At 72.7% G+C, this 11,758-nt stretch carries 13 protein-coding genes and 1 pseudogene; 10 read left to right on the forward strand and 4 right to left on the reverse strand.

Annotation, left to right across the window (positions count from 1 at the left end):
• The first annotated feature begins 116 nt into the window (after positions 1–116).
• The 3 genes from ACZ56U_RS36090 (at position 117) to ACZ56U_RS36100 (ending at position 2,608) form a co-directional block, all read left to right on the forward strand.
• Entirely contained in the window at positions 117–344 is a 228-nt protein-coding gene (locus ACZ56U_RS36090; RefSeq protein WP_469088152.1) for a DUF6480 family protein, read from the forward strand.
• Between the two features lie 591 nt (positions 345–935).
• Positions 936–1,436: a hypothetical protein gene (locus tag ACZ56U_RS36095; protein ID WP_469088153.1), complete on the forward strand. Its 501-nt coding sequence runs from the start codon at positions 936–938 to the stop codon at positions 1,434–1,436.
• Positions 1,433–2,608 (forward strand): zinc-dependent alcohol dehydrogenase, encoded by a 1,176-nt coding sequence (locus tag ACZ56U_RS36100; protein WP_469088154.1) that lies wholly within the window; start codon positions 1,433–1,435, stop codon positions 2,606–2,608. The genes ACZ56U_RS36095 and ACZ56U_RS36100 overlap by 4 nt, the downstream gene beginning before the upstream one ends.
• Positions 2,609–2,617: 9 nt before the next feature.
• On the opposite strand, the gene ACZ56U_RS36105 is transcribed toward ACZ56U_RS36100, so the two are convergent.
• Positions 2,618–3,301 carry a HemK2/MTQ2 family protein methyltransferase gene (locus tag ACZ56U_RS36105; RefSeq protein WP_469088188.1) on the reverse strand — a complete coding sequence of 228 codons (684 nt, stop codon included), beginning with the start codon at positions 3,299–3,301 and terminating at the stop codon, positions 2,618–2,620.
• A 353-nt stretch (positions 3,302–3,654) separates the two neighbouring features.
• Here ACZ56U_RS36105 and ctaD point away from each other — a divergent pair, with 353 nt between their 5' ends.
• The 6 genes from ctaD to ACZ56U_RS36135 all read left to right on the forward strand — a co-directional run bounded on the left by ctaD (position 3,655) and on the right by ACZ56U_RS36135 (position 9,203).
• Positions 3,655–5,367 (forward strand): aa3-type cytochrome oxidase subunit I, encoded by a 1,713-nt coding sequence (gene ctaD / locus ACZ56U_RS36110; RefSeq protein WP_469088155.1) that lies wholly within the window; start codon positions 3,655–3,657, stop codon positions 5,365–5,367.
• A gap of 153 nt (positions 5,368–5,520) precedes the next feature.
• Positions 5,521–5,997: a DUF2243 domain-containing protein gene (locus ACZ56U_RS36115; protein WP_469088156.1), complete on the forward strand. Its 477-nt coding sequence runs from the start codon at positions 5,521–5,523 to the stop codon at positions 5,995–5,997.
• On the forward strand, positions 5,994–6,833 hold the full coding sequence (locus tag ACZ56U_RS36120; RefSeq protein WP_469088157.1) for a cytochrome c oxidase assembly protein: 840 nt from the start codon (positions 5,994–5,996) through the stop codon (positions 6,831–6,833). The genes ACZ56U_RS36115 and ACZ56U_RS36120 overlap by 4 nt, the downstream gene beginning before the upstream one ends.
• A gap of 176 nt (positions 6,834–7,009) precedes the next feature.
• Positions 7,010–7,135: a hypothetical protein gene (locus ACZ56U_RS36125; protein ID WP_469088158.1), complete on the forward strand. Its 126-nt coding sequence runs from the start codon at positions 7,010–7,012 to the stop codon at positions 7,133–7,135.
• A gap of 64 nt (positions 7,136–7,199) precedes the next feature.
• The gene (locus ACZ56U_RS36130) at positions 7,200–8,723 is read left to right on the forward strand and encodes an FAD-dependent oxidoreductase (protein WP_469088159.1); all 1,524 of its coding nucleotides are present in this window, start codon (positions 7,200–7,202) and stop codon (positions 8,721–8,723) included.
• 30 nt (positions 8,724–8,753) lie between these two features.
• Positions 8,754–9,203, forward strand: a complete 450-nt coding sequence (locus ACZ56U_RS36135; RefSeq protein ID WP_469088160.1) for a DUF6098 family protein — start codon at positions 8,754–8,756, stop codon at positions 9,201–9,203.
• Between the two features lie 94 nt (positions 9,204–9,297).
• Here ACZ56U_RS36135 and ACZ56U_RS36140 read toward each other — a convergent pair whose 3' ends face one another.
• Both ACZ56U_RS36140 and ACZ56U_RS36145 read right to left on the reverse strand, forming a co-directional pair.
• The gene (locus ACZ56U_RS36140) at positions 9,298–10,188 is read right to left on the reverse strand and encodes an SDR family oxidoreductase (protein ID WP_469088161.1); all 891 of its coding nucleotides are present in this window, start codon (positions 10,186–10,188) and stop codon (positions 9,298–9,300) included.
• Between the two features lie 125 nt (positions 10,189–10,313).
• Positions 10,314–10,712 carry an SseB family protein gene (locus tag ACZ56U_RS36145; RefSeq protein ID WP_469088162.1) on the reverse strand — a complete coding sequence of 133 codons (399 nt, stop codon included), beginning with the start codon at positions 10,710–10,712 and terminating at the stop codon, positions 10,314–10,316.
• 197 nt (positions 10,713–10,909) lie between these two features.
• On the opposite strand from ACZ56U_RS36145, the gene ACZ56U_RS36150 reads away from it, so the two are divergent.
• Entirely contained in the window at positions 10,910–11,401 is a 492-nt protein-coding gene (locus ACZ56U_RS36150) for a DUF1360 domain-containing protein (RefSeq protein ID WP_469088163.1), read from the forward strand.
• Positions 11,402–11,525: 124 nt separating this feature from the next.
• Here ACZ56U_RS36150 and ACZ56U_RS36155 read toward each other — a convergent pair.
• Positions 11,526–11,750, reverse strand: a pseudogene (locus ACZ56U_RS36155) (HoxN/HupN/NixA family nickel/cobalt transporter); the annotation flags it as partial.
• Positions 11,751–11,758 lie beyond the last annotated feature (8 nt).

Below are 11,758 nucleotides of genomic sequence, written 5' to 3' on the forward strand. Positions count from 1 at the left end.
ACCCCCGAACATGTGAAGAACACCTCGTTCGGCGGGCCCCTTGGTGGGGATCGCGCGCGTCCGGGTACTCGGACCGGGCGACGGTCGTTCCCGGTTCGAGGAAAGGAGCGTGCGTCATGACCAGTCCCGATCCGGAGCCGCGGCAGAGTCCGGGACTCGAACCCGGCGCAGGGGTGCCGCCCGGCGAGACCCCGCCCGGGGAGACGGGCATCTCCGGCATCTCCCATCCGGAGCCGCCCGAACTGCGCAAGGGGTGGGGCGCGATGCCCATCACCGTGATCATGGTCGTGGTCGCACTCGTGGCGATCGGGTTGATCGCCATGATGGTGGAGCTGATCGCCTGAGAATGCGCCCCGGACCAGCTCCGGGCGCCTGAGAACGCGCCCCGGACCGGCTCGGGGCGGGCTGAGAACGGCCCCGAACCCGCTCGGGGCGGGCTGAGAACGGCCCCGCTCGGAGCGGCCGCCGCCCGTCACGGCCGCGCGCCCCTGTCGGCCGCGCGGGATCACCGAGCGGGCGGGGCACCTCACCGGATGCCGCCGCCCGTGGTGTCTGCCTTCTGGATCGATTCCGTCCGACGGTCGCCGGACGGCCGCACGCGTACCCGGCGGGTCGGCGGGAGAACGCCCGCTCCGGCACCGGCATGGCGACCGGGTCGCTCGTCGGCCGGAGACGGGGGTGACGGCAGGGGCCCGAGTGACACAGCGGGCCGGGGCGGGCGAGGGGCGGGGGCGGGGGTGCCCCTGGGTCGGGTGGGCGGGCACCACTACGGCCGGAAGTGCACGCCGCCGGATCGGCCCGACACACACGCCTCTGACCTGGGCGAATAGCCCATACGGCCGGGTCGGCGCCCCGCCCTGCGGCCTGCGCGGCGGGGTTTTCGCGGACCGGCGGGGGGCACTCGCGCGCCGCTGTCGGACGAAGGAGTGAAGGACATGCGAAGGAAGAGTGACACCCGGGGGAAGCGGACCCTCGGTCTGTGGGCGGCGGGGGCCGTCGCGGCCGCGGGCGGGTCCGTGGCCGTGGCCCGCGCGAAGGGCCGGGCGAGCGGTGGCGCCGAGAAGTCCGAGGAAGGGCGCTGGCATGTGATCACCGTGGGGCGGCCGCGCACCGAGCTGATGCCGGACGGCAAGCTCCCGCCGCCGCTGGACGGCCTGGGCGACCACGTGGAGATCAGGGCCGCGGACGCGCCGGGAGGGCGCGGTACCGAGATCGCCGCCCGGCGCACCGGAGCACGGGACGACGTCGAGGGGCTGGAGAGCGAGGCGGGCGCGTCGACGGACGAGCGGATCCGCGAAGCGCTGCGGGAGTTCAAGCAGCTCACCGAGACCGGCGAGGTGCTGCGGACCGAGGGACAGCCCGCCGGGAAGCGCAGGCCGGGTGGGATCCCGCTGGCCCGGGCCTCGCGCCGGGCCCGGAAGGAGGGCCTGCTGTGAAGGCGTTGTGCTGGACCGGGGTCGGGAAGCTGGACGTGCAGAACGTCCCGGAGCCGAAGATCCTCAACGACCAGGACGCGATCGTGAAGGTCACCGCCAGTTCGGTGTGCGGCTCCGACCTCCATCTGCTCAACGGATACATCCCGGCCATGCGGGCCGGCGACATCATGGGCCACGAATTCGTCGGCGAGATCGTCGAGACCGGGCCGGGCGTGCACCAACACCGCCCCGGGGACCGGGTGGTGGTCTGTTCCATCCTCGGCTGCGGCCGCTGCCGTCAGTGCGAGGAGGGCTGGTGGGCGCTGTGCGACAACTCCAACCCCCAGCCCGCCTTCACCGAGACCGCCTACGGCAGCCCGACCGCCGGCATCCTGGGCTACTCGCACGCGATGGGCGGCTTCGCGGGCAGCCACGCGGAGTACGTTCGCGTCCCCTTCGCCGACCACGGCGCCTTCACGGTCCCGGACGGACTGGCGGACGAGGAGGCGGTGTTCGCCTCGGACGCGGTGCCGACCGGGTGGATGGGCGCGGAACTCGGCGGGGTACGGCCCGGTGACGTGGTGGCCGTGTGGGGCGCGGGCGGCGTCGGCCAGATGGCGGCGCGTGCCTCGGCCCTGATGGGTGCCGAGCGGGTGGTGGTGATCGACCGGGTCCCGGAGCGGCTGGAGCAGGCGGAACGCCACTGCGGGGCCACGACCCTCGACTACACCGACGTCGACGTGGGTCCCGCGCTGCGGGAGCTGACCGGCGGCCGCGGTCCCGACGTGTGCATCGAGGCCGTGGGCATGGAGGCCCACAAGAAGGGCCCGCAGTACCTGTACGACCGGGTCAAGCAGGGCCTGCGGCTCCAGACGGACCGCTCGGTCGCCCTGCGTGAGGCCATCCACGCCTGCCGCAAGGGCGGCACGGTGTCCGTCCTCGGCGTGTTCGGCGGCGTCCTCGACAAGTTCCCGTTCGGCGCGGCCATGAACAAGGGGCTGACGTTCCGCATGGGCCAGCAGCACGGCCAGCGGTACATCCCGATGCTCCTGGACCGCATGGCGGCCGGTGAGATCAGGACCTCCCACCTGGCCACCCACCCGATGCCGCTGTCCGAGGGACCGCGCGGCTACCGGATGTTCCAGGACAAGAGCGACGGCTGCGTGCGGGCGGTACTCCTGCCGCAGGAGTGAGCGGTCGCGTCACGGCCGTACGGCGCGGACGACCACCAGTTCCTCCCGGTCGTCGTCCGCGTCGACCAGCCCCTGCCGCACCAGCCACGACCGCCGCGAACGCAGCACGGGGCCGTACGGCACGACCGCGCGGTCGGCGACCGAGGCGCTCAGCCCCTGCTCCGTCAGCCGGCGCAGTGTCTCGTCCGTCCCGCACAGGCCGGAGTGCACGATCAGCAGCACCCCGCCCGGACGCAGCACGGTGGGAGCCGCCGCGCAGATCCGGTCCACGAAGACCCGGCCGTCGGCGCCCGCATCCCAGGCCCGCGCCGGGCCCCGACGGGGCAGCCGGTCGACGGGCGAGGGCACGTAGGGCGGATTGCTGACCACCAGGTCGTACGACTGTCCCGCGACGGCCGTCGTCAGGTCGCCGTGCCGGACGCGGACCCGCCGGCCGGCCAGCAGCGCGTTGACGCGCGCGGTGACCACGGCCAGCCGGGAGACGTCCACGGCGGTCACCCGGGCACCCAGCCGGGCCGCGTGCACGGCGACCGCGCCGCTGCCGGTCCCGAGGTCCAGCACCTCGGTCGCGGCGTCGATGTCCTCCCGGCCCAGGGCCTGCATCAGCAGCCCGGTGTCCCACTGCGGGGCGTACACGCCCGGCGGGGTCAGCAACCGCGCCGGCGGCGCCGGCATCAGCGTCTCCGCCACCATGGGCATCTCCGTTCCTCGCCCCCAACAGCTGTTTCTGCCGTCACTCTGGGTGCCCCGCCGCCGGTGATCCATTCACAGCACCCTCCCGCACGGCCGTGACCTGGCGATTTCCGCGTCCGAGGTGGCGTACGGAGCGGAACGGCGGGAGTGGGGTACCGGCCGCGACCCGCCGTGCCGCCCACGGTGGCTCCCCCACCGGGCGGGGCGGGGATACGGTGACATATCGGCAGGCATAGCTCCCGCCGGACTGGTTACACGCTGCGCAACCGAGGGGCCGGGAGAGCGGCAACCACCGGTGCCTCAGCCGCCCGCGTGACCGTCTGCGCACCGACCGCTTCCGAGCGAGGACACCCATGGCGACACGTACGGAACCCGTGGCCCCGGTCCCGGCGGCGGGGCGCCGCAGCAAGGGCCAAGTGATCGTTTCCTGGCTGACCACCACCGACCACAAGAAGATCGGCCATCTCTACCTGATCACGTCGTTCGGCTTCTTCCTCGTCGGCGGGGCGCTGGCGATGCTCATCAGGGCGGAACTGGCCCGGCCGGGCCTGCAACTGCTGTCGAACGAGCAGTACAACCAGTCGTTCACGATGCACGGCACGATCATGCTGCTGCTGTTCGCCACCCCGACCTTCGCCGGGTTCGCCAACGCGATCATGCCGTTGCAGATCGGTTCCCCGGACGTCGCCTTCCCGCGGCTGAACATGTTCTCGTACTGGCTGTTCCTGTTCGGCGGTCTGATCGTGCTCAGCAGCTTCCTCACGCCGCAGGGCGCCGCCGACTTCGGCTGGACCGCCTACACCCCGCTCAGCGGTCCCGTCCGCAGCGGTTATGTCGGCGGGGATCTGTGGATCATGGGGCTGGCGCTGGCCGGGTTCGGCACGATCCTCGGCGCGGTCAACTTCATCACCACCATCATCTGCATGCGCGCCCCCGGTATGACCATGTTCCGCATGCCGATCTTCACGTGGAACGTGCTGCTCACCTCGGTGCTGGTGCTGCTGGCCTTCCCCGTGCTGGCGGCTGCGCTGCTCGCGCTGGAGGCGGACCGCCGGTTCGGCTCGCAGGTCTTCAACGCCGAGAACGGCGGACCGATCCTGTGGCAGCACCTGTTCTGGTTCTTCGGCCATCCCGAGGTCTACATCCTTGCCCTGCCGTTCTTCGGGGTGATCAGCGAGATCATCCCGGTGTTCGCCCGTAAACCGATCTTCGGTTACATCGGGCTGATCGGCGCCACCATCGCCATCACCGGTCTGTCCGTGACGGTGTGGGCCCACCACATGTTCGCCACCGGGGCGGTGCTGCTGCCGTTCTTCTCCTTCATGAGCTTCCTGATCGCGGTGCCGACGGGCGTGAAGTTCTTCAACTGGATCGGCACCATGTGGAAGGGCTCGATCTCCTTCGAACCCCCGATGCTGTGGGCGACCGGCTTCCTCGTCACGTTCCTCTTCGGCGGCCTGACCGGCATCATCCTGGCCTCCCCGCCGATGGACTTCCACGTCCACGACACCTACTTCGTGGTGGCGCACTTCCACTACGTCCTGTTCGGCACGATCGTCTTCGCCATGTTCGGCGGATTCAGCTTCTGGTGGCCGAAGATGACCGGCACCATGCTCGACCACCGCCTGGAGAAGATCCACTTCTGGACGCTGTTCGTCGGCTTCCACACCACGTTCCTCATCCAGCACTGGCTCGGCGCCGAGGGCATGCCCCGCCGCTACGCCGACTATCTGGACGCCGACGGCTTCACCGCCCTCAACACCGCCTCCTCCATTGGCGCCTTCCTCCTCGGGCTGTCCACGCTGCCGTTCCTCTACAACGTGTGGAAGACCGCGCACCGGGGTGAACGCGTCGAGGTCGACGACCCCTGGGGGTACGGCCGTTCACTGGAGTGGGCCACCTCCTGCCCTCCCCCGCGCCACAACTTCACCACCCTGCCCCCCATCCGATCCGAGTCGCCCGCCTTCGACCTGCACCATCCCGAGATCGTGCGGCACGACCCGAAGGAGCAGACCGGCAAGCGCGACGTCCTGGACGCCGCGGGCCACGAGGGCGAACAGGGGTGAGGCACGCGGCTTGTCGCGTCGGCGCGTGAGCACGGCCATCGGTTGTGGGCCTCCCCGCGGGGCGGCGGTCCGACATCAAGCGTGACAACCGGGCGCAGGGTGCCATGACGACGTCCGAACCCCGACCGCTGCCTATGACGGGAGACCGGCCCCATGGATGAACCAGCCCGTTCCGAGGTTCGTCGGTCGACGGCCGTGTGCGCGCTGGTCGGGGCGGCGCTCATGGCCGCGGTCGACGAGATCGTCTTCCACCAGCTCCTGGGCTGGCACCACTTCTACGACCGTTCCACCAGCGGCGTCGGCCTGCTGTCCGACGGACTGCTGCACACGGCCGAGTTGCTGGCCCTGGTCGCCGGCCTGTTCCTCTTCGCCGATCTGCGCCGCCGCGGCGCCCTGGCCCCGGCCCACGCGCGCGCCGGCCTGTTCCTTGGCCTCGGTGCCTTCCAGCTCTTCGACGGCGTCGTGGACCACAAGCTGCTGCGCCTGCACCAGATCCGCTACGGCGTGGACGTCACTCCGTACGACTGGGCCTGGAACATCGCCGGGCTGATCCTGCTCCTCGTCGGCGTGGCCCTGGCGGTGCGCGCGGGACGGCGACCCGGCGTCGGCGGGCCCGGACCGGCGGCATGACGCTCGCCCACGTCCATCCGGGCCCGGCCGCGGGCCCCGGCACGGCCGCGACGGTGACCGCCGTGGCCGCGCTGCTGCTGGTGCTCGCCTATCCGGTGGCCGCCCGGCGCCTGCGGCGGCGCGGGGACGCCTGGCCGCTCGGGCGGGACGTGTCGTTCACCGTGGGCGGCCTCGCCGCGGCCTGGGCCGTGTCGGCGACACCGCCGGGCGGCCCGTTCACCCAGCACGTGCTGCGGCATCTGGTCCTCGGCATGGCGGTCCCGCTGCTGGTGGTCCTGGCCCGCCCCCTCACCCTGGCCCTGCGTGCCCTGCCACCCGGTCGCCCGCGCCGTGGCCTGCTGGTCCTCGCGCACTCCCGCCCGGCCGGCCTGCTCCTGTCGCCACCGGTGGCGGCTGTGGTGGACGTCGGGAGCCTGTGGCTGCTGTACCGCACCGACCTGTTCGCGGCCATGGCGGACCGGCCACCGCTGCACGGGGTGATGCAGGCACACATGGTGGCCGCCGGTCTGCTGTTCACCGCCGCGGTGTGCCAGCTCGACCCGGTGCGCCGCCGCTGGAGTCCCGGCGTGCGCGCCGCGAGCCTGCTGGCCGCCGGTGCCGCGCACGGCGTCCTGGCCAAGACCCTGTACGCGCAGCCGCCGCCCGGCACCGCCTTCGCCCCCTCCGACCTGCACAGCGGGGCCCGCTGGATGTACTACGGCGGCGATGCCACGGAACTCGCCCTGGCCGTGGTGCTGGGGCTGAGCTGGTACGGGACCCGCCGTGCTCCGCGCGGGCGCGGCGGGGACACACGGCGACCGCCGCGGGCAGGTGCCGCCCGAACCACCGCCGCGTGACCGCAGTGCAGGGGTCGGCATCGATCCGGCCATCGTCCGACAGCTGCCCGGACCCCAGTCCGCTCCGGCCCCTCCCCGCGCAACTCACCGGCGTCGGCAGCGTGTTCGGGGCAGGAGGCTCCGGTCGCCGGGGGTGCCGGTCTGGCGGCGCCGCCGCGCTCCGGTCGGCCGAGGCGGTGGCCCCGACCCACCCCCACCCGGGTACCGAGTCCGCGGCCAGGAACCTCACCCTCGGCCCGCTCACGGCCCTGGTCGACCGCACCCGTGACGCGGTCCGCAAGACGCAGGGCAAGGACGGCTGACCCGGACGGCACAACCTGGGGTGACGTGTGCTTCATGGGGACCGCTCGGGGGAACCCGGCCCCCATGAGCGCACTCGCAGGTGATCACCAGTCGTACTGGATCGAGACCGCACCCCCCGGGCCCCTCCACCAGCCCCTGGACGCCGATCTCGCGGTCGACGTCGCGGTCGTCGGTGGCGGCATCGCCGGTCTGAGCACCGCCTGGGAACTGGCGCGGGCCGGCCGGCGGGTGGCCGTGCTGGAGGCGGACCGCATCGCGGCCGGGGTCACCGGCCACACGACCGCCAAACTGAGCGTTCTCCACACCCTCGTCTACGCCCGGCTACGACACTCACGCGGGCCCGAGGCCGCGAAGCTGTACGCACAGTCCCAGACGGACGCGGTCCGGCACGCCGCCGAGGTGGCGGGCCTGCTCGGCGTCGACTGCGACTGGGAGGACACGGCGTCCTACACCTACGCCCAGAAGCCGTCGGCGACCCAGGAACTGAAGGACGAGGCCGAGGCCGCGCGTGAGGCGGGGCTGCCCGCCGAGTACGTGACCGAGACCGGGCTGCCGTTCCCCGTCGCGGGCGCCGTCCGGGTGGCGGAGCAGGCACAGTTCCATCCGCGCAAGTACCTGCTCGCCCTCGCCGAGGACCTGGTCCGGCAGGGCGGGATCATCCATGAACGGACCCGGGTCGTGGATCTGAAGGAGGGCGAGCCCTGCACCCTGCTGACCGAAGGCGGAGCCCGGGTGCGGGCCCATGACGTCGTGGTCGCCACGCACTACCCCATCTTCGACCGGGCCATGCTGTTCACCCGCCTCTCGCCGCGCCGGGAGCTCGTCCTGACCGCGCCGATCCCCGCCGCCCTCGATCCGCACGGCATGTTCATCACCACCGAGCAGGGCACCCGCTCGGTGCGCACCGCCCCCTACGACGACGGCCGGCGGCTGCTGATCGTCACCGGTGAGCACTTCACCCCCGGCACCGCCGACGTGGAGGCCAGGTTCGACCGGCTCGCCGGCTGGGCGGGCGAGCACTTCGGCGACCTCGACTTCACCCACCGGTGGGCCACCCAGGACAACGACTCCACCGACTCCGTACCGCTCGTCGGCCCCCTGCACATGAGGAGCCGGCACACCTACGTCGCCACCGGCTTCGGCGGCTGGGGAATGAGCGGCGGCATCATGGCCGGCCGCCTACTCCAGCGGCTGATCACCGGGGAGAAGTCGGCCTGGAGCGACCTGTACGACCCCCGGCGCATCCGCACCGTCGTCAGTGAGGCCCCGACCTTCCTCAAGAACCAGGCCAAGGTCGCCCGGCACTTCGCCGGGGACCGTCTGACGGCGGCGGGGGGCTCGGTCGACGACATCGAGCGCGGGGACGGCGCCGTCGTACGGGTCGACGGACACCGCTGTGCCGTGTACCGCGACGAGGACGGCGAGCTGCACGCCGTCTCGGCCCGCTGTACGCACCTGGGCTGTCTGGTCGCCTTCAACTCCGCGGAACGCGCCTGGGAGTGCCCGTGTCACGGGTCCCGGTTCACCCCTGACGGGGAGATCGTCCAGGGGCCGGCCGTGCGGCCGTTGGAGAAGCGGGACATCTGACGCCCGCACGGGACGGAAAGTGACGACGTGATGAGGTCCCCCGAGCGGCTGCCGGTTCTGCGTACCCTCGACGAACTGGCGGCACTGGTGGAGCGCTGCCCCCGCCTCTATGTGCGCTGGTCGCGCGGCCCCGAGGCCGACCGGGAGCTGAGCGAGAGCCGCGACGGCCTGACGGGCATCCGCATGTCCGGGCTGTCGGCCAACCCGCTCGCCGTCGAGCCCTGGTGGGAAGGGCGCCCGGTCGAGCTGTGGGTGGCCCGGCGGCTGTACGACTACTCCCACCTGCCCCGGGAGAAGGGCGACGGGGTGCGCCCCTACGTGCTGCGCGGCCGTGAGAAGGGGCGCGGGCCCGACAACGAGCCGTTGGTCCAGGACGTGGAGCCGATCGGCTGGATCGACGAGAAGGTCATCGAGGAGGCCGTGGCCGCGGTGATCGGGCAGGCGGGGCCGTGGGGCACGATGCGACGCCACGGCCCGTGAGCCGCCCGCCCCCGCGGCTCCTGACGCGAGCGCCGGGTGTGCGGTGCCCTTCCGGGACCGCACACCCGGCGCCGTAGCGCGTCCCTCACCTCGCCTACGGCAGCGGCGTGCCGCCCGTCACGTTGAGGATCTCCGCCGTGACGAAGCCGGCCTCCTGGGAGGCCAGGAACACGTAGGCCGGGGCGAGTTCGGCGGGCTGCGCCGGCCGGCCCAGGGGGCTCTGCTTGCCGAACTCCGCGGTGTCGGGCATCGTCGCGGGGATCAGCGGTGTCCACACCGGCCCCGGCGCGACGGCGTTGACGCGGATGCCGCGCTCGGCGAGCATCTGGGCCAGCCCCTGGGTGAAGGTGACGATCGCGCCCTTCGTCGTCGCGTAGTCCAGCAGGTGCGGACTGGGCTGGTAGGCCTGCACCGAGGTCGAGTTGATGACGCTGCCGCCCGCCGGGATGTGCGGCACGGCGAACTTCGTCAGCCAGAACATGCCGTAGAGGTTGGTGCGCATCACGCGGTCGAACTGCTCGGTCGAGATCGCCTCGATGCCGTCCGGCTGCGACATCTGGTAGGCCGCGTTGTTCACCAGGACGTCGATACGCCCGAACTCCGCGACCGCGCGTTCGATCAGCGCCCGGCACGCCTCCTCGTCGCGGATGTCGCAGGGGACGGCGACGGCCTTGCGGCCGGCGTCCTCGACGAGCCGTGCCGTCTCCCGCGCGTCGTCCGCCTCTTCCGGGAGGTGGGTGAACAGGACATCGGCGCCCTCCCGGGCGTAGGCCAGCGCCACCGCCCGTCCGATGCCGGAGTCGCCGCCCGTGATGACGGTCGCCCGGCCCTCCAGTCGGCCGCTGCCCCGGTAGCTGTCCTCCCCGTGATCCGGCGGCGGGTCCATCGGACCGGTCCAACCGGGGTGCTGCTGTTCCTGCGACGGGAAGTCGGGGCGCGGGTGCCGGGTCACCGGGTTCTGCCGGTCGTGCTGCGAATCGGTCACGTCGGTCTCCTGACCACTGGAGCGGGTGTGCGGAAGCCGGGTTCCCCGCGTGCGACGACCGAAAAGTCGAGGTCCGGAGCGCGATCAGCACTCCTGGCGCCGCCCGGCGGAGCGTGGCCGGCCCGTCATCCGGCGCCGCGGTCGAGGAGTTCCCTCACTCCCTGGGCGGTGAGGGCCAGCTGCTCGGGGGTCCCGGCGTCGATGACGAGCGACAGGTCTTCCGAGGGCCACTCGTGGGCGAGGGCGCCGAGCAGCACGCTGCGGTGCCGCCGGGTCTGCGGCAGGGCGCGTTCCATGCGGGCGCGTGTGGTGAAGACCGGCACCAGTTCGGTGCCGTCCTCCTGTTCGTACACGGGCAGGCTCAGGGCCATGGGCCCCGGACCCTCCCCGTTCAGCACCGCGGGAAGCAGGACCTCGGTACCGGCGAGCGTGCTCAGTGCCGCCTCGTCCGCACCCTTGTCGACGACGGTGCGCAAGGCCCGCTGGGCCGCGACGGCGGCACTCTCGGGAGGGGGCTCGGTCATGGTTCTTCCCGTCGCCGTGGTGGTCCCGGCCACCGGACAGGGCCGGAAGGAGGCAGACCGAGTACCCGCGTCCGGGGTGCGGATGTGCGAGACGGGCCCCGGTCGGGCGAACGGGATGGTCGGCGCGTGTCACCACGACCGGCGGGGGAACCCGGGGCCGGCCGGGAACGGACCATCGCGCTGTGCAAGGAGACCTCATGACGACCGACGCCGCTCGCTACGACGAGCAGGGCGACACGCCCCTCACGGGCTACGCGGTGCTCGCCGGCACCTTCACCGCCGGGGTCGCGGCGTTCGCGGCGGTGGCCCGTCGTCGTGGGGTACGGCTGCCCGCCCACGTACCGCTCGCCGACGTCGCCCTGCTGGGCGCCGCGACGTTCAAGGCGTCCCGGCTGCTGACCCGGGATAAGGTCCTCAGTCCGCTGCGCGCCCCCTTCACCCGCCGCCGGTCCCAGGGCCCGGGCGGCGAGGTCATGGACGAGGCCCGGGGCCACGGCGCGCGCCACGCGATCGGTGACCTGGTGTCCTGCCCGTTCTGCAGCGCGGTGTGGGTGGGTGGCGCCCTGATGTGCTGTTACGTCGCCGTCCCCCGGGCGACGCGGGTGGTCAGCGCGGGCCTCGGCGCCGTCACGATGGCTGACTGGCTCCACTACGCGTGGAGCTGGACCCAGGAGTCGGCCGAGGGGTGAACCGGGCGGGCCTCGGCCTGTGCGACCCGGGCCCTTTCGCAGGCCGGGGCTCAGTCGGTGACCGTGGCCTCGGTGGCGGCGCCGCCCGCCGCCCGTGACCGGCGGCGCGTGGTCCGCCCGGCGGTCACCGACCCGCGCTCGCGCCCTCGGGCTTCGCACCCGCGCGCGGGGCAAGCGCCTGGGTCCACTTCTCCTCGATCCGGCCGGCCTTCCAGATCAGCAGGGCCACCGCCCAGGTCACGAAGAACAGACCTACGACGACGTAGCCGACGATGTTGAGGTCGAGGCCGGAGACCCAGTCCCAGAACGGGCCGTGGAGGTGGGCCTGGTCGGCGATCAGGCCAAGTATTGGCAATG

It is taken from the genome of Streptomyces sp. NPDC034103, assembly GCF_055575395.1.

Excerpts from the sequence above, each read along its gene's own strand:
- ACZ56U_RS36145 (WP_469088162.1), bottom strand. The coding sequence starts at position 10,712 with ATGACCGAGCCCCCTCCCGAGAGTGCCGCCGTCGCGGCCCAGCGGGCC.
- ACZ56U_RS36120 (WP_469088157.1), top strand. The coding sequence starts at position 5,994 with ATGACGCTCGCCCACGTCCATCCGGGCCCGGCCGCGGGCCCCGGCACG.
- ACZ56U_RS36090 (WP_469088152.1), top strand. The coding sequence starts at position 117 with ATGACCAGTCCCGATCCGGAGCCGCGGCAGAGTCCGGGACTCGAACCC.
- ACZ56U_RS36130 (WP_469088159.1), top strand. The coding sequence starts at position 7,200 with ATGAGCGCACTCGCAGGTGATCACCAGTCGTACTGGATCGAGACCGCA.
- ACZ56U_RS36150 (WP_469088163.1), top strand. The coding sequence starts at position 10,910 with ATGACGACCGACGCCGCTCGCTACGACGAGCAGGGCGACACGCCCCTC.
- ACZ56U_RS36105 (WP_469088188.1), bottom strand. The coding sequence starts at position 3,301 with ATGGTGGCGGAGACGCTGATGCCGGCGCCGCCGGCGCGGTTGCTGACC.
- ACZ56U_RS36095 (WP_469088153.1), top strand. The coding sequence starts at position 936 with ATGCGAAGGAAGAGTGACACCCGGGGGAAGCGGACCCTCGGTCTGTGG.
- ACZ56U_RS36135 (WP_469088160.1), top strand. The coding sequence starts at position 8,754 with ATGAGGTCCCCCGAGCGGCTGCCGGTTCTGCGTACCCTCGACGAACTG.
- ctaD (WP_469088155.1), top strand. The coding sequence starts at position 3,655 with ATGGCGACACGTACGGAACCCGTGGCCCCGGTCCCGGCGGCGGGGCGC.
- ACZ56U_RS36115 (WP_469088156.1), top strand. The coding sequence starts at position 5,521 with ATGGATGAACCAGCCCGTTCCGAGGTTCGTCGGTCGACGGCCGTGTGC.